This is a genomic window from Vreelandella populi (genome assembly GCF_003989825.1).
Classification (GTDB): Bacteria; Pseudomonadota; Gammaproteobacteria; order Pseudomonadales; family Halomonadaceae; genus Vreelandella; species Vreelandella populi.
On sequence record NZ_RZHE01000011.1, the window covers coordinates 53,082 to 68,549 of the forward strand.

Annotated in this window: 14 protein-coding genes; 10 read left to right on the forward strand and 4 right to left on the reverse strand. The window is 59.3% G+C overall.

The genetic code is table 11. From position 1 onward, the window contains the following. The first annotated feature begins 34 nt into the window (after positions 1-34). From fni to crtB, 5 genes are read left to right on the forward strand one after another with little or no spacing between them, the layout of a single operon-like run. Positions 35-1,078 carry a type 2 isopentenyl-diphosphate Delta-isomerase gene (gene fni, locus ELY25_RS11790; protein ID WP_126951479.1) on the forward strand — a complete coding sequence of 348 codons (1,044 nt, stop codon included), beginning with the start codon at positions 35-37 and terminating at the stop codon, positions 1,076-1,078. Next, complete coding sequence (locus tag ELY25_RS11795) at positions 1,075-2,373, forward strand: glycosyltransferase (protein ID WP_126951480.1); 1,299 nt, start codon at positions 1,075-1,077, stop codon at positions 2,371-2,373. The genes fni and ELY25_RS11795 overlap by 4 nt, the downstream gene beginning before the upstream one ends. Next, positions 2,370-3,548, forward strand: a complete 1,179-nt coding sequence (gene crtY / locus ELY25_RS11800; RefSeq protein ID WP_236995725.1) for a lycopene beta-cyclase CrtY — start codon at positions 2,370-2,372, stop codon at positions 3,546-3,548. The genes ELY25_RS11795 and crtY overlap by 4 nt, the downstream gene beginning before the upstream one ends. Next, positions 3,538-5,022: a phytoene desaturase gene (locus tag ELY25_RS11805; RefSeq protein ID WP_221885433.1), complete on the forward strand. Its 1,485-nt coding sequence runs from the start codon at positions 3,538-3,540 to the stop codon at positions 5,020-5,022. The genes crtY and ELY25_RS11805 overlap by 11 nt, the downstream gene beginning before the upstream one ends. Continuing rightward, a complete protein-coding gene (gene crtB, locus ELY25_RS11810; protein WP_126951481.1) occupies positions 5,019-5,945 on the forward strand; it encodes a 15-cis-phytoene synthase CrtB in 927 nt (308 codons plus the stop codon). The genes ELY25_RS11805 and crtB overlap by 4 nt, the downstream gene beginning before the upstream one ends. On the opposite strand, the gene ELY25_RS11815 is transcribed toward crtB, so the two are convergent. Further along, positions 5,884-6,414: a sterol desaturase family protein gene (locus ELY25_RS11815; RefSeq protein ID WP_126951482.1), complete on the reverse strand. Its 531-nt coding sequence runs from the start codon at positions 6,412-6,414 to the stop codon at positions 5,884-5,886. The two genes, crtB and ELY25_RS11815, sit on opposite strands and share 62 nt — an antisense overlap. A 55-nt stretch (positions 6,415-6,469) precedes the next feature. After that, positions 6,470-6,922: a tRNA adenosine(34) deaminase TadA gene (gene tadA / locus ELY25_RS11820; RefSeq protein WP_221885434.1), complete on the reverse strand. Its 453-nt coding sequence runs from the start codon at positions 6,920-6,922 to the stop codon at positions 6,470-6,472. Positions 6,923-7,076: 154 nt separating this feature from the next. On the opposite strand from tadA, the gene ELY25_RS11825 reads away from it, so the two are divergent. Next, complete coding sequence (locus ELY25_RS11825; protein WP_126951484.1) at positions 7,077-7,904, forward strand: acyl-CoA thioesterase; 828 nt, start codon at positions 7,077-7,079, stop codon at positions 7,902-7,904. Positions 7,905-7,987: 83 nt separating this feature from the next. Here the strand turns inward: ELY25_RS11825 and ELY25_RS11830 are convergent, their stop codons facing one another. Continuing rightward, positions 7,988-9,259, reverse strand: coding sequence for a malic enzyme-like NAD(P)-binding protein (locus tag ELY25_RS11830; RefSeq protein WP_126951485.1), 1,272 nt, complete (start codon positions 9,257-9,259; stop codon positions 7,988-7,990). Between the two features lie 311 nt (positions 9,260-9,570). After that, positions 9,571-9,786 (reverse strand): 50S ribosomal protein L31, encoded by a 216-nt coding sequence (rpmE, locus tag ELY25_RS11835; RefSeq protein WP_087105934.1) that lies wholly within the window; start codon positions 9,784-9,786, stop codon positions 9,571-9,573. Positions 9,787-9,934: 148 nt separating this feature from the next. Here rpmE and ELY25_RS11840 point away from each other — a divergent pair, with 148 nt between their 5' ends. The 4 genes from ELY25_RS11840 to hslV all read left to right on the forward strand — a co-directional run bounded on the left by ELY25_RS11840 (position 9,935) and on the right by hslV (position 15,466). Further along, positions 9,935-12,154 (forward strand): primosomal protein N', encoded by a 2,220-nt coding sequence (locus tag ELY25_RS11840; RefSeq protein ID WP_126951486.1) that lies wholly within the window; start codon positions 9,935-9,937, stop codon positions 12,152-12,154. Between the two features lie 213 nt (positions 12,155-12,367). Continuing rightward, entirely contained in the window at positions 12,368-14,053 is a 1,686-nt protein-coding gene (gene argS / locus ELY25_RS11845; protein WP_126951487.1) for an arginine--tRNA ligase, read from the forward strand. Positions 14,054-14,056: 3 nt separating this feature from the next. Next, the gene (locus ELY25_RS11850) at positions 14,057-14,788 is read left to right on the forward strand and encodes an SPOR domain-containing protein (protein WP_126951488.1); all 732 of its coding nucleotides are present in this window, start codon (positions 14,057-14,059) and stop codon (positions 14,786-14,788) included. A gap of 144 nt (positions 14,789-14,932) precedes the next feature. Beyond that, entirely contained in the window at positions 14,933-15,466 is a 534-nt protein-coding gene (gene hslV / locus ELY25_RS11855) for an ATP-dependent protease subunit HslV (protein WP_018918810.1), read from the forward strand. The last annotated feature ends 2 nt before the right edge of the window (positions 15,467-15,468 follow it).

Below are 15,468 nucleotides of genomic sequence, written 5' to 3' on the forward strand. Positions count from 1 at the left end.
ATGTGTCTCCATATCCAGGTTCAAAGGAGTGACAATGAAGGATACAGAGCTGACTCGGCGTAAAAACGATCATCTGGACATTGTGCTCGACCCCGCACTGGCGATGAAAAAGACTCGCACGGGGTTTGAGCGCTGGCGCTTTGAACACTGCGCTCTGCCCGAGCTTGACCTAGACAGCATCGACCTTGGCACAACGCTCTTTGGGCGGGCCATGCAGGCGCCGCTTTTGATCAGCTCCATGACGGGGGGTGCCAGCCGCGCCAACGACATCAACCGGTTTCTGGCTGAAGCGGCGCAGAACCTGGGGCTTGCCATGGGTGTTGGTTCTCAGCGAGTAGCACTTGAAAGCGACGCCAACTGGGGGCTGACCCGGGAGCTACGCTCCCTCGCCCCGGATATTCCGCTGCTGGCCAACCTGGGTGCCGCACAGCTTACCGGTCAACACGGCCTCGATTACGCCCGGCGGGCGGTGGAAATGGTCGAGGCAGACGCGCTGATCATTCATTTGAACCCCTTGCAGGAAGCCTTGCAAACCGGCGGCGACCGCGACTGGCGCGGCATTCTGGCGGCCATCGAGCGCGTCACGGCTTCACTCGGAGCCCCAGTGGTGGTCAAGGAGGTAGGCGCCGGGCTTTCCGCCACGGTTGCTCGCCAGCTCCATGAAGCGGGGGTAGCCATGCTGGATATCGCCGGCGCCGGCGGTACCAGCTGGGCTGCCGTTGAAGGTGAGCGTGCCAGCACGCCGCACAACCGTGCAGTGGCCATGGCCTTTGCCAACTGGGGCATTCCTACCGCGCAGGCACTATGTGAGGTGCGCAAAGCGCTGCCTGCCATGCCGCTGATTGCCTCCGGGGGCATCAACGACGGCATCGATGCGGCCAAAGCGTTGTGCCTAGGGGCTGACCTGGTAGGCCAGGCGGCGGCGGCCCTGTATAGCGCAACCACCTCCCTGGAGGCGGTTATCGAGCACTTTCAAATTGTGATTGACCAACTACGCGTAGCCTGCTTCTGTACCGGCAGCGCTGACCTGGTCGCGCTAAAGCATGCAGCGTTACTGCCGTTAGAGCGCGCGTCATGAGTCACTATGCGGTTATCGCGCCCCCGCTTCACAGCCACGTTAAAGCACTGCAAGCACTGGCTATCCGTTTGATTGAGCGCGGTCACCGAGTCACATTTATCCAGCAGTTCGAGGCACGCACGCTGCTGGATGACCCGCGTATTGGTTTTTATCCTCTGGGTGAAACGCGCCTCGCTCCAGGCAGCCTGGCCAATACCCTGAAGCTTGCCGCCCGCCCCTCGGGCTTTGGCCTGCTTAGGCTGATTAACGACCTGGCCGCGACTACCGATATGCTCTGCGATGAGCTCCCCGCAGTTCTTGAAGCGCTAAGTATCGACGGGCTCATTGTTGACCAAATGGAAGCCGCCGGCAGCTTGGTAGCCGATGCGCTAAAGCTGCCTTACGTATCGGTCGCCTGCGCGTTGCCGGTTAACCGCGAGCCGGGCCTGCCGCTACCCGTCATGCCGTTTGGCTACGCCACCAGTGTCCAGGCCCGCCACCGCTATCAAGCCAGTGAGAAAATCTACGACTGGCTAATGCGCCGCCATGCCCTAGTAATTGCGCGCCATGCCCAGCGCTTTGGGCTGGCACCGCGCCACTCGTTGCATGAGTGCCTGTCCACGCTTGCCCAGATCAGCCAGACGCCTGTCTCGCTGGATTTTCCTCGCCACTCCCTGCCCGCCTGTTTTCATGCGGTAGGCCCACTGCGAGAAACCAGACTAGCCGGCCGTTCATCTATCGCGCAGGCGCCCATACCGTCTGAGCCCTTTGTATTTGCCTCGTTAGGTACGCTGCAGGGTCATCGCTACGCTCTATTTCACAAGATTGCCAGGGCCTGTCAACGCCTGGACATATCATTGCTGATTGCCCACTGCGGCGGACTAAGCACAGCTCAAGCCGCCAAGCTTGCAACCTACGCCACGACGTCAGTTACCGATTTTGCCGACCAGCACGCCGTGCTTTCCAAAGCCCGCGCGGTGATTACTCACGGTGGCTTGAACACCGTTATTGATGCCATCGAAAGCACCACGCCCATGCTTGCCATACCGCTGGCCTTTGATCAGCCGGGGGTGGCGGCACGCGTTGTTCATCATGGTATTGGACAGCGCGCTTCTCGGTTTGCCAGCAGTGTTACCCTGGCCACGCGTTTAAGCGACCTGCTCAATAACGACATTTATCGACTGCGCCTGCGGGCCATGCGTGCCTCGCTTGGCAGATCAGAAAGTGCGGCTCAAGCAGACGGCGCCCTAAAGGCAGCTCTGATTACCGAGCAGGCGCTGCGTGAACAGCGCCCTGTACTGGCGGTAGCAGCATGATGAATACGCGGTGGGATCTTATTCTGGTGGGCGCGGGGTTAGCCAACGGCCTGATTGCCTGGCGCTTGAAACAGCGCCAGCCTGCGCTTAACGTACTGCTGCTGGAAGCGGGCCCGGCTCCCGGCGGCAACCATACCTGGTCATATCATCACGGCGACCTTAGCTCTGCCCAGCATGCCTGGATTGCCCCGCTGGTAGTACACCACTGGGACGATTACGACGTCTTCTTTCCAGCTATTACCCGCACTGTCGCAGGCGGCTACTACAGCGTAACGTCCGAGCGCTTTGCCGACATCATCAGCCAGGCACTCGGTGATCACTTGGTCACCCATACGCCAATTACTCAGCTAACGCCCACCGCGGTAACTCTGGAAGATGGGCGCACGCTTGAAGCAAGGGCGGTTATTGATGGCCGCGGCTACCGGCCAAGCCCACACCTTACTGTCGGGCTTCAGGCGTTTTTTGGTCAGCAGTGGCAGCTTGATCGCCCTCATGGGTTAACCCGCCCGCGGCTGATGGATGCCACCGTGGACCAGCAAGGCGGCTACCGCTTTGTCTATACCCTGCCTCTGTCAGCAACAGAGCTTTTGATTGAAGATACCTACTATATTGACCAGGCCACGCTCAAAGCCCAGCAGGCGCGTGACAATATCCAGCACTACGCGAGCACTCAGGGCTGGCAGCTCAAGACGTTGCAGCGCGAAGAGCAGGGCAATCTACCCATTACCCTGACAGGCAATCATCAGGCGTTCTGGCAAGCGGCCCAGGGTCAACCTTGCAGCGGTCTGCGCGGAGGACTGTTTCATCCCACCACGGGCTACTCATTACCACAGGCGGTGGCGCTGGCGGATGTGATCGCCACCCAAACAAGCTTTACACCTGAATTGCTTTATCGCCTTGTTCGCCAATTTGCCAAGCAGCGCTGGCGAGAGCAGCGCTTTTTTCGCATGCTCAACCGAATGTTGTTTCTGGCAGGCCCGGCAGACAAACGCTGGCAGGTAATGCAACGCTTTTACGACTTGAATGATGGCCTGATTGCGCGGTTTTATGCAGGCAAGCTGCGCCTTGCCGACCAGGCACGACTTTTGACGGGCAAACCACCGGTACCCGTGCGCGAGGCCTTACAGGCCGTTCTCAAAAAAACTCCACGGCTGCGAGCCTTTCATGATGAGTAAAGCTATCGTAATTGGGTCAGGCTTTGGCGGCTTGGCGTTGGCTATCCGTTTACAGGCAGCGGGTATTCCTACTTTGATTCTTGAACAGCGCGACAAACCGGGCGGACGCGCCTATGTCTATCAGGATCAGGGCTTTACCTTTGATGCCGGCCCCACGGTCATCACCGACCCAAGCGCTATTGAGGAGCTGTTTACCCTGGCGGGTAAGCGCCTGGCCGACTATGTCGAGCTAATGCCAGTCACGCCTTTTTATCGTTTGTGCTGGGAGTCGGGGAAGGTATTTGATTACGATAACGATCAGGCGCATCTGGAGGAGCAGATTGGTCAGTTCAATCCTTCAGATGTAGAGGGTTACCGGCGCTTTCTGGATTACTCCCAGGCGGTATTCAAGGAGGGGTATTTAAAGCTTGGCACCGTGCCGTTTCTATCGTTTCGCGATATGGTGCGCGCCGGGCCGCAGTTGGCGCGTCTGCAAGCCTGGCGCAGCGTCTACAGCATGGTTGCCAAGTTCATCGAAGACGACCACCTGCGCCAGGCGTTCTCGTTTCACTCGCTGCTGGTCGGCGGCAACCCGTTTGCCACCTCCTCCATTTACACGCTGATTCATGCGCTTGAGCGCGAATGGGGCGTATGGTTTCCGCGCGGCGGTACCGGCGCGCTGATCCAGGGCATGGTCAAGCTCTTTCAGGACCTGGGCGGCGAGATCGAGCTCAATGCGGAAGTCACGCAGCTTGAAGCCGAAGGCAACACCCTGCAGGCGGTAAAGCTGGCCGACGGCCGGCGCATTGAAGCAAGCGCCGTGGCCTCCAACGCCGACGTGGTGCACACCTATGAAAAGCTTCTCGGTCATCATCCGGTAGGCGCCAAACGCAGCACCTCACTCAAGCGCAAGCGCATGAGCAACTCGCTGTTCGTCCTCTATTTTGGCCTCAACCATCACCACGATCAGCTGGCCCACCATACCGTCTGCTTTGGGCCACGCTACAAAGAGCTGATTGACGATATCTTCAACAGCGACGCGCTGGCCGAGGATTTCTCGCTCTACCTGCATGCCCCGTGCGTTACCGACCCCTCATTGGCGCCGCCCGGCTGTGGCAGCTACTACGTACTTGCCCCCGTGCCGCACCTCGGCACCGCTGATCTTGATTGGGAGGTGGAAGGCCCGCGCCTGCGTGAGCGCATTTTTGATTACTTAGAGCAGCACTATATGCCGGGGCTTCGCGAGCAGCTGGTTACCCATCGGATGTTTACACCGTTTGATTTCCGCGACCAGCTAGGCGCGCATCATGGCTCGGCGTTTTCCATCGAACCCATCCTGACACAAAGCGCCTGGTTTCGCCCTCACAACCGCGACAGCCGCATTGCCAATCTTTATTTAGTGGGCGCGGGAACCCACCCAGGCGCGGGCGTACCGGGAGTGATTGGCTCAGCCAAGGCAACTGCCGGGTTAATGGTGGAGCAACTGGCCCCATGAACCAGCCCCTGCTTGACCATGCGACCCGCGCTATGGCCGTTGGCTCCAAGAGTTTTGATACGGCAGCCAAACTGTTCGATGCCGATACCCGACGCAGCGCTTTAATGCTATACGCTTGGTGCCGTCACTGTGATGACGTTATCGATGACCAGGAGATGGGATTCAATACCGGCGTCGCCAGTCAAACCGCCGCACAGCAGCGCCTGACCGTTCTCAAGGAGCAAACTCGGCAGGCCTACGCAGGCGAGCCGATGGAGACGCCCGCCTTTGCGGCATTTCAGGAAGTGGCCCTCAAACACGCCATTCCCCCACGACGGGCGTTTGAGCACCTGGAAGGCTTTGCCATGGACGTGCGTGAGGAACGCTACGTTACTTTTGAGGATACGTTGCGCTACTGCTATCACGTGGCAGGAGTGGTGGGTCTGATGATGGCTCAGGTCATGGGCGTGCGCGATGACAAGGTGCTGGATCGTGCCTGCGACTTGGGGTTGGCGTTTCAGCTCACCAATATTGCCCGGGATATCGTGGAAGACGCCCGCGTTGGGCGTTGCTATTTACCGGAAAGCTGGTTAGCCGAAGAACAGCTGTCCATAACCACTCTGGCTGACCCCAGCTACCGCCCGCGCTTGGCGCGGCTGGCCGGGCGCCTGATCAACGAGGCAGAACCCTACTACGCCTCTGCCCAGGCTGGGCTTTCCGGGCTTCCGCTCCGTTCGGCCTGGGCGATTGCCACGGCACACGGGGTATACCGCAAGATTGGTCTGAAAGTGGAGCGCGCTGGGGCGAATGCCTGGGATCAACGCCAGAGCACCAGCCGCCAGGAAAAGGTAGCGCTACTGACCAAAGGGAGCGCGCTGGCGCTCAGCTCTCGCGTGGCGACGCCAGTTCCTCGTCCGCCGGGGCTTTGGCAACGGCCGGCGTAGCCACTGGCTGGCGGTTTTTCAACGTCGCTTGAAGCTTTTCCACCGGCGGGGAGTACAGAAAACCAAACGACACGCACTCCTCCCGGCTCTTGACCGCATGATGCAGGCGGTGCGCCTTGTAGAGGCGCTTCAGGTAGCCGCGCCTGGGGATATAGCGAAATGGCCAGCGCTTATGTACCAGCCCATCGTGCACGATGAAATAGATCGCGCCGTAAGCCGTCATGCCCGCGCCAATCCACTGTAAGGGCCACACACCGGCAGTGCCTAGCGCAATCAGCCCAATGGCAAACAGCGCGAACACCACGGCATACAAATCGTTAAGTTCGAACCACCCCGTACGTGGCCGATGGTGCGAGCGGTGCCAGCCCCATCCCCAACCATGCATGATGTACTTATGGGCCAGCGTCGCGAAAATCTCCATGCCAGCGATCGTGAGCAGGACGATTACGGTATTCCACACTGCGAGCATATAGTCTCCATGCCACCTCAAGTGACCACTTAGTACAAAATCTACCCCGAATAGCCTAGCGCCTTGCTGCAAAAAACGCTTTTAACAATTTCCGGGACGCTGGCCCCAAAACACCTCCCGTCACCTCAACCTGGTGATTAAACCACGGTTGGGCCAGCAGATTGGCCTTGGATTCGACCATGCCGGTCCGCGGCTCGGCTGCTCCATATACCAGACGCTTCACACGAGCATGAACAATGGCGCCTGCACACATCATGCAGGGTTCCAGCGTGACATACAGCGTACAGCCCTCCAGACGATAATTGCCGCACTGCTGACCGGCTTCACGTAGGGCACGAATTTCCGCATGTCCGCTAGGATCACAGCTGGCGACAGGGGCGTTATGCGCAGTGGCTAGAATATCACCCTCGGCGTTCACTACCACGGCCCCCACCGGAACTTCGCCAGCCTCAGCCGCCAGATGCGCCTGCTCAAGGGCCCGGTGCATGTAAAATTCGTCGCTGCGTATCAAGGCAAACTCCGCTAAGGTAGCAAAATGATTGGTACGGCCAACTTGCCGTAGGCGGTAGGCTTTGTATGAAAACTGCTTGCGCTCAGCGACTTTTCGTACAAACCCTAGCTCGCCACCATGGACCGCATTGGATAGCCCAAGGATACCCAGAATGACCGACGCGCTGAACACGCTAGTAAATTTACTTGAGCTTGAAGCCCTCGAAGAGACGCTATTTCGTGGCCAGAGCCAGGATTTAGGCTTTCCTCAGCTATATGGTGGACAGGTACTTGGGCAGGCACTTTCCGCAGCCTCTCGCACGGTGCCTGCTGAACGTCGCCCGCACTCCCAGCACGGCTATTTTCTACGCCCCGGCGACCCTCACCGTCCGGTGGTTTACCAGGTGGACAACGTGCGCGATGGTGGAAGCTTTACCACCCGCCGCGTGACGGCTATCCAGAAAGGCCGGCCGATATTTTTCTGCAGCGCCTCGTTTCACAGCCCTGAGGAAGGCTTTCATCATCAGCGCGCCATGCCCGAGGTTAGCACGCCAGAATCACTGATCGAGAGCGGTGCCGCCAAGCACTCGCGCTTTCCTGGCCACCCTATCGAGTTTTTACATATCAAGGGCAATCCGGACAGCGGCGCTCCGGCCGGGCAGTGCCTGTGGTTTCGGTTTTCAGGCACGCTGCCTGATGACCCGGCGCTGCACCGGCATCTGCTTTCCTACGCCTCCGACTTCAACCTGCTGACCACCAGCCTGCTGCCCCACGGCATCGAGTTCACCGACCCGAAGCTTCGCATTGCAAGCCTGGACCATACGCTGTGGCTACATGAAGATGCCCGTTTGGATGAGTGGTTGTTATACGTGATCGACTCACCCTGGGCAGGCGGCTCGCGTGGGTTGGCGCGAGGGCACATTTATAGCCGCGATGGGCGCCTTATTGCCTCTACCGCGCAGGAAGGCCTGACCCGAATGCATGACGCGCCTATCCGTTAACCATTGAGATCAAAAGTCTGTGCTAAAAAAGCACAACGCCCGCAGCAAGTGCGGGCGTTGCTAACAGCAATCGAGCGAATCGATTAACCGCCGTAGACGTCGTTAATCGTCTTCAACGGGTAGTGGGCCGGGTAAGGCTTACGCGCCACGCCAGAATCCACTGCGGCCTGGGCAACCGCGGATGAAACACGCTCCAGCAGACGGATATCTACCGGCGTGGGGATAATGTACTCGCGGCCAAAGCTCATTTCCGTGCGCTCATAGGCGCTAAGCACTTCTTCCGGCACCGGCTCACGGGCCAGGTCCTTCAGGGCATGTACGGCGGCAAGCTTCATGGCTTCGTTGATGCGCGTTGCCCGCACATCAAGCGCGCCACGGAAAATGAACGGGAAGCCCAGCACGTTATTGACCTGATTGGGGAAGTCGGAGCGGCCGGTTGCCATGATCACATCCGGGCGTGCTTCACGGGCAACATCCGGGTGAATTTCCGGGTCCGGGTTGGTGCAGGCAAAAATCACCGGGTCTGCAGCCATTTTCTTGACCTGCTCTGCTGACAGCAGGCCAGGGCCGGAAAGACCGATAAACACATCGGCCCCGTCGATGGCGTCATCCAAGGTGCGCATCTCGGTATCGAGTGCAAACTCGGCCTTGTACTCATTGATGCCATCGCGACCGGCATGGATAACCCCACGACGATCCAGCATCACCAGATTTTCTTTTCTGGCGCCGCAAGAAACCAGCAAACGCATACAGGCGATGGCCGCCGCACCGGCGCCCATGCAAACGATCTTCACGTTTTCGATAGTCTTACCGGCGATTTCCAACGCGTTCAGCATGCCAGCGGCCGTTACAATCGCGGTGCCGTGCTGGTCATCGTGAAACACGGGGATGCTGCAGCGCTCAACCAATGCCTTTTCAATCTCAAAACACTCAGGCGCCTTGATATCTTCAAGGTTAATGCCACCCCAGGTATCGGCAATACGGGCAACGGTGTCGATAAATGCCTGCGGGCTTTCTGCGTCTACTTCAATATCCACCGAGTTGATTCCGGCAAAGCACTTAAACAGTACGCCCTTGCCTTCCATTACCGGCTTGCTGGCCAGTGGGCCAAGATTGCCCAGGCCCAAAATGGCGCTGCCATCGGTAATAACGGCTACCAAGTTACCCTTGCCCGTATAACGGTAAGCATTTTCTGGATCGCGAGCGATTTCGCGAACCGGCTCCGCGACGCCTGGACTGTATGCCAGTGCCAAGTCGCGGGCCGTTGCGGTGGGTTTGGTCAACTCCACCGACAGCTTGCCGGGAATCGGTTTTGCATGATAGTCCAGCGCTGCCTGCTTGTTTGCATCCGTCATGGTCGCGTCCAATTAGCCTAAAGTAGATAAGTCCTTTCAGAATATAGAAAAACTCAAGAAGCCTCAAGCACGCCGTCAACCCAAAAAGAAACCTATCCTTTTTAGCGAATTTCCCTCACGTTAATTACTTTTCACAGCTATTTACTGAAACTTATGCAAGTGAGCGTTAGCTATAACGCTTTGCTTATTGCTGTAATGCAGCATTTATGGAAATTTCTTCCATTCTCATAGGCAATAAAAAAACCCACGCCGGAGCGTGGGTTCTTCTACAACGCACGTGATGTGCTTGCAGTAGGCTGATCCGGTAAGGATTAGCCGCGCTTGACAGCAGCGCCGAAACGCTTGTTGAAGCGCTCTACGCGGCCACCGGTGGTCGCTTGCTTCTGCTTGCCCGTGTAGAAGGGGTGGCAGTTGGAGCATACGTCCAGCGAGAAATCCTGGCCAGAAGTAGAACCAACCTGGAAGCTAGCACCGCAAGAGCAGTTAGCGGTGACCGTGTTGTAATTCGGGTGAATACCTTGTCTCATCGTGATGACCTCATAAGCTATATGCCGCCACCTGATCCGTTGCCAGGCACCGCATACGGGTTTGGAAAAACTGCTAACCGGTTAACCACTCGATCGTTTAGATTCTGAGCGGCCGTATATTTTAGCAAAACTTATCGCCGGAGGCCAATTGCCTGACTCTGTTTCTTTGCAGGTGCTAAAAATCGCCTTGCCATCCCCACTGCGCCGCCTGTTTGACTATTTGCCGGCCAATCGGCCTCCCCCCTGCGGATGGCAGCCGGGGCTTCGCGTGCGCGTGCCTTTTGGACGGCGCGACGTGGTGGGTGTGGTTGTTGAACTTGCGAATGGCAGCGAGCTGCCACGCAGTCAGCTACGCGCCGTTACCGAGGCGCTGGACGACGCTCCTTTACCCGAAGACTGGCTATGGCTGTGCCGCTTTGCTGCGCGCTACTACCAGCACAGCCTGGGCGATACGCTCCACCACGCCATGCCGGCCAGGCTGCGTCAGGGTCACCCCATGGCCGGGCGCACGCAAACGCTATGGCTTGCCAATACGCAAGCGTCTTCGGATTTAAGCCGCGCTCCAAAACAGGCAGAGCTCTATGCGCTGCTTCGCCAGCATCCCCACGGCCTGCCCACTCGGGCAGTCAGCGCTCACGGGTTTACCCGAGAACAGCTTTCCGCGTTAATGAAAAAGGGCTTGGCAAGCCAGCGGGAAATTACCCTGACGGCTCCCGAGCCGCCCAGCGGCAGCCTGCTTGCTACACCGGCGCTGCCCCTCAACCGCGAACAAGCAACGGTGCTTTCAGCACTGCACGAAAAGCTAGATAGCTACCACCCTTGCCTGCTTGAGGGTGTGACCGGCAGTGGCAAAACAGAAGTGTATCTACAGCTTATTGAGGCGGTAGCCGCCAAGGGCAAGCAGTCGCTGGTGCTGGTGCCGGAAATCGGCCTGACCCCGCAAACCCTGGCGCGCTTTAGAAACCGCTTTCGCGTTCCCGTAGTGGCTTTGCACTCGGGTTTGACCGACCCCGAGCGGCTGGATGTCTGGGAAGCCGCGGCAAACGGGCGGGCACTGATTATCATCGGGACGCGCTCGGCAATCTTTACCCCGCTTGCCAATCCGGGTGCAATCATTGTCGATGAGGAGCACGACGGCTCTTACAAGCAGCACGACGGGCTTCGCTACCACGCCCGGGACCTGGCCGTGGCGCGCGCCCACTACCATGGCATTCCGTTGCTGCTGGGCAGCGCCACGCCCTCGCTCGAAAGTCTGCAACAGGCACTGTCCGGCAGCTACCGCCATTTGCGGCTTACCCAGCGCCCCAGCCGCCATCAGCCGGCCAAGCTCGAGTTGATCGATTTACGCCACCAGCGTCGCCAGGGCGGCTTGCTGCCTGGCGCCATCAAGGCGATCAAGTCAACGCTTGCCGCGGGTAAGCAGGTGCTGATCTTTATCAACCGGCGTGGCTTTGCGCCCACCCTTGCCTGCCACGCCTGCGGCTGGATAGCGGAGTGCGGCCAGTGTGATTCACGCATGACGCTGCACCGCCAACCGCCGTTGCTCGCCTGCCACCACTGCGATAGCCGTCGGGCGCTTCCAGATGCCTGCCCCGAGTGCGGCAGCGGCGACCTGCGTGCGCTGGGCAGCGGCACCGAGCGCACCGAAGAGACACTGCAAGGCCTCTTTCCTAAAGTGACCGTGCACCGTATCGACCGTGACAGCACGCGCAAGAAAGACAGCTTCGAGCAGATACTCAAGGAGATCCAGCGCGGCGAACCCTGCCTGCTGGTGGGGACGCAGATGCTCGCCAAAGGCCACCACCTGCCCCACGTGACGCTGGTCGTGGTCATCAATGCCGACGGCGGCTTGTATGCGGCCGATTTTCGCGCGCTTGAACATAGCGCTCAGCTTCTGGAGCAGGTTGCCGGGCGCGCCGGTCGGGCGGCCGATCGGGGCCGGGTATTGGTACAAACCCTGCATCCGGATGATCCGCACCTGGGCCAGCTCGCCGAACAGGGCTATGGGGCGCTGGCCAGAAATCTGCTTGAAGAGCGCCGTTTGGCCCAACTGCCGCCATTCACCTTCATGGCGCTTTTACGCATTGAAAGCCCCAAGGAGGAAGCCGCGCTAGCGCTTGCCCAGCAGGCCGGTCAGGCGCTTCGCCAATGGCTCAAGGAAACAGCACTTGCCACCAACTGCCTGGGTCCTGTGCCTGCGCCCATGGAGCGTCGCCAGAACCGCTACCATATTCACCTGATGCTGGCCGCCGGCAAGCGCAGTCAGCTGCACGCCGCCGCCAGTTGGCTTGTGCAATGGCTGGAAGCCAATCGCGAGGCGCGCAAGGTGCGCTGGTCGATTGATATCGACCCGCAAACGCTTGCCTGAGCGTTGCAACTGCCCTTGAAAATATAGCCAGCCCGCTGATCTGGCAGAAAGACTTGAGACATTGATCGCATCAACAACTTTGAAACTGGGCGCCAAATGCTGATAATGACCGTTTTGCCGCTGCACCTAGGCCAGGTTGATACACCTAATGTTGATGCACCTAGACAAGTGCGCGCCTGCACACGCCGCCACCGACGTTATCCGGATACCTAAATGAAAGACACGATTATTTCCCTGCTCAACGGCGCCGTAGACGCGCTAAAGCACCAAGGCGTGCTGCCCGCTGACCTTCAGCCCACTATCAAAGTCGACCCCACCAAAGACAAGGCCCACGGCGATTACGCGACCAATCTGGCGCTGATGCTGGCCAAACCTGCCGGTAAAAATCCCCGTGAGCTGGCCGGTGCGTTGATTGCCGCACTGCCCGAAAGCGACGCTATCCAGAAAACCGAGATTGCAGGCCCCGGCTTTATCAACTTTTTTGCCGCCGCCGACGCCGCTGCGCAAATTGTCGCCCAGGTGCTGGATAGCGGTGATGCCTTTGGCCGTAGCCTGGTGGGCAAAGGTGAAAAGGTGCAGGTTGAATTCGTTTCCGCCAACCCCACGGGCCCCCTGCACGTGGGCCACGGTCGGGGCGCGGCCATTGGTGACTGCTTAAGTCGCCTGCTGGAAGCCACGGGTTACGACGTTACCCGCGAGTTCTACTACAACGATGCGGGTGCCCAGATCGCCAACCTGGCGCGCTCGGTGCAGGCGCGCGCCAAGGGCCTGGGCCCGGACGACGCCAGCTGGCCGGAAGACGGCTACCGCGGCGAATACATTATTGATGTCGCCAACGACTATCTGGCCGGCAAAACCGTGACCGCAGATGATCGTGAAGTGACGGCCAAAGCTAACCCCGACGACCTGGACGCCATTCAGGAGTTTGCCGTGGCCTGGCTGCGCCGCGAACAGGACCTGGACCTCAAAGCCTTTGGCGTCGAGTTTGACGTTTACTTCCTCGAATCCTCGCTTTACGAAGATGGCAAGGTGGACGAAACGGTCGAAAAACTCGTCGCCAACGGCCATACCTATGAAGAAGACGGCGCCATGTGGCTGCGCACTACCGACTTCGGAGATGACAAGGACCGCGTCATGCGCAAGCGTGAAGGCGGCTACACCTACTTCCTGCCCGACGTGGCCTACCACCTGAACAAGTGGCAGCGCGGCTTTACCACGGTGATCAATGAACAGGGCGCCGACCACCACTCGACCGTCACCCGGGTTCGTGCAGGGCTTCAGGCGCTGGAAGTGGGCATTCCCAAGGGCTGGCCAGATTACGTGCTGCACCAGATGGTGATGGTTACACGCTCAGGCGTTGAGGTGAAACTTTCCAAGCGTGCCGGTAGCTACGTCACGGTGCGCGATTTGATCGACGAAGTAGGCCGGGATGCCACTCGCTTCTTCCTGGCGGCGCGCCGTGCCGACTCACAACTGACGTTTGATATCGACCTGGCGCGCTCGCAGTCCAACGACAACCCGGTGTACTACATCCAGTACGCACACGCCCGGGTCAGCAGCATGCTGCGCAAGGCCGAAGCTGCTGACCAGCCGTTTGACCACGCGCGGGCCATGGCTAACCTGGCCCTGCTGGATAGCGATCAGGAAAAGGCTGTACTTAACCGCCTAGCGCGCTACCCAGAGGTTGTTCAGACCGCCGCCAGAAACCGTGAACCGCAGCAAGTGGCTCAGTACCTGCTGGATCTGGCCGGCGATTTCCACACCTGCTACAACGCGGTCAAGGTAATGGTCGACGACGACACATTGCGTAATGTTCGACTGGCGCTTGGCCTGGCGACTCGTCAGGTGCTGCGCAATGGGCTGGATCTGATGGGCGTCAGCGCCCCAGAGGAGATGTAATTCATGGCTAGCCCGCGCAAAAAGCCCTCCCGCCGCGGCGCCACTTCGCAGCGCAAAGCCCCCCGCGCTGCCGGTGGCGGGTTCCGCCTGCCCGGTTGGCTCTGGGGGCTTGCCGGCATGGCGGCAGGCTTTTTCCTGGCCCAGCACCAGCACGGCACGGCACCCTGGCAGGACACATCTAATGACCAGCCCCAGGCAACAGTGCTTTCCAAACCGGAAAGCACTGAACGAGCCGCTGCACGGGATAGCGAATCAGCCAGCCAGCCCTCCATGCCTACCTTTGAGTTTTATACACTGCTGCCTGAAACCGAGGTGATTGCGCCGGGCGTTCGACTACCTTCCAACGTTACTCGCCCTGAAGTCGCCGAGCAGCCCGCCGCCGATGCTGATGATGCGCAAGCCCCAGGCGATGATCCGATTGCCCAGGTTATCGCGGCCAATACACGGCCCGAAGAGCAGGCAAGTGCCGTGCAACCGACAGCCGCCGCTAGCGCCGAGCCGAAACGCTACGTGCTCCAAGCCGCCTCTTTCCGCGAGCTAAGTGACGCCGAACAGTTGCGTGGCCGGTTACGCAACCTGAGCCTGCTGGCACAAATCAGCGAAGTACAGGCTGGCGGCGATACGTGGCACCGTGTCCAGGTAGGCCCCTATGAGGACACCCGCGAGCTAAACCGTGCCCAGGATTTAATGGCTACACAAGGCATTGAGCCCCTGTTGATTCAGCTGCAAAACTGATAAAGCGATGCGTGTTACCCGGCGGGCGGTTGATTTTTTATCAGCCGCCCGCACTTTATTGTCCATCGTCTTTGTAAGCGGTCGCTTTTTCGTTAAGCGGCCGGTCAGTTACCGGGAGCAAGCCTCCCTCAAGGAGTCATCTCCATGACCACTATCGTATCTGTACGTCGCGGTAATCAGGTTGCCCTGGCGGGCGACGGCCAAGTATCGCTTGGCAATACCGTGATGAAAGGCAACGCCAGCAAGGTGCGTCGCCTCTACCGTGGCAAGGTGCTTGCCGGTTTTGCAGGCGGCACTGCTGATGCGTTCACTCTGTTCGAGCGCTTCGAAGCCCAGCTTGAGAAGTACCAGGGCCACCTGACCAAGGCGGCCGTCGAGCTTGCCAAAGATTGGCGCACCGACCGCGCCCTGCGCCGGTTGGAAGCCTTACTTGCCGTAGCCGACCACAGCGCCTCGCTGATCATTACCGGCAACGGCGATGTGGTCGAACCTGAGCGCGGCATTATCGCCATCGGCTCAGGTGGCAACTTTGCTCAGGCGAGTGCCCGGGCGCTTCTGGAAAACACCGAACTTTCAGCGCGGGAAATTACCGAGAAATCGCTGCAAATCGCTGGTGACATCTGTGTATTCACCAATCACCACGTGACGCTCGAAGAGCTGAATATCAACGAACGTTGAGG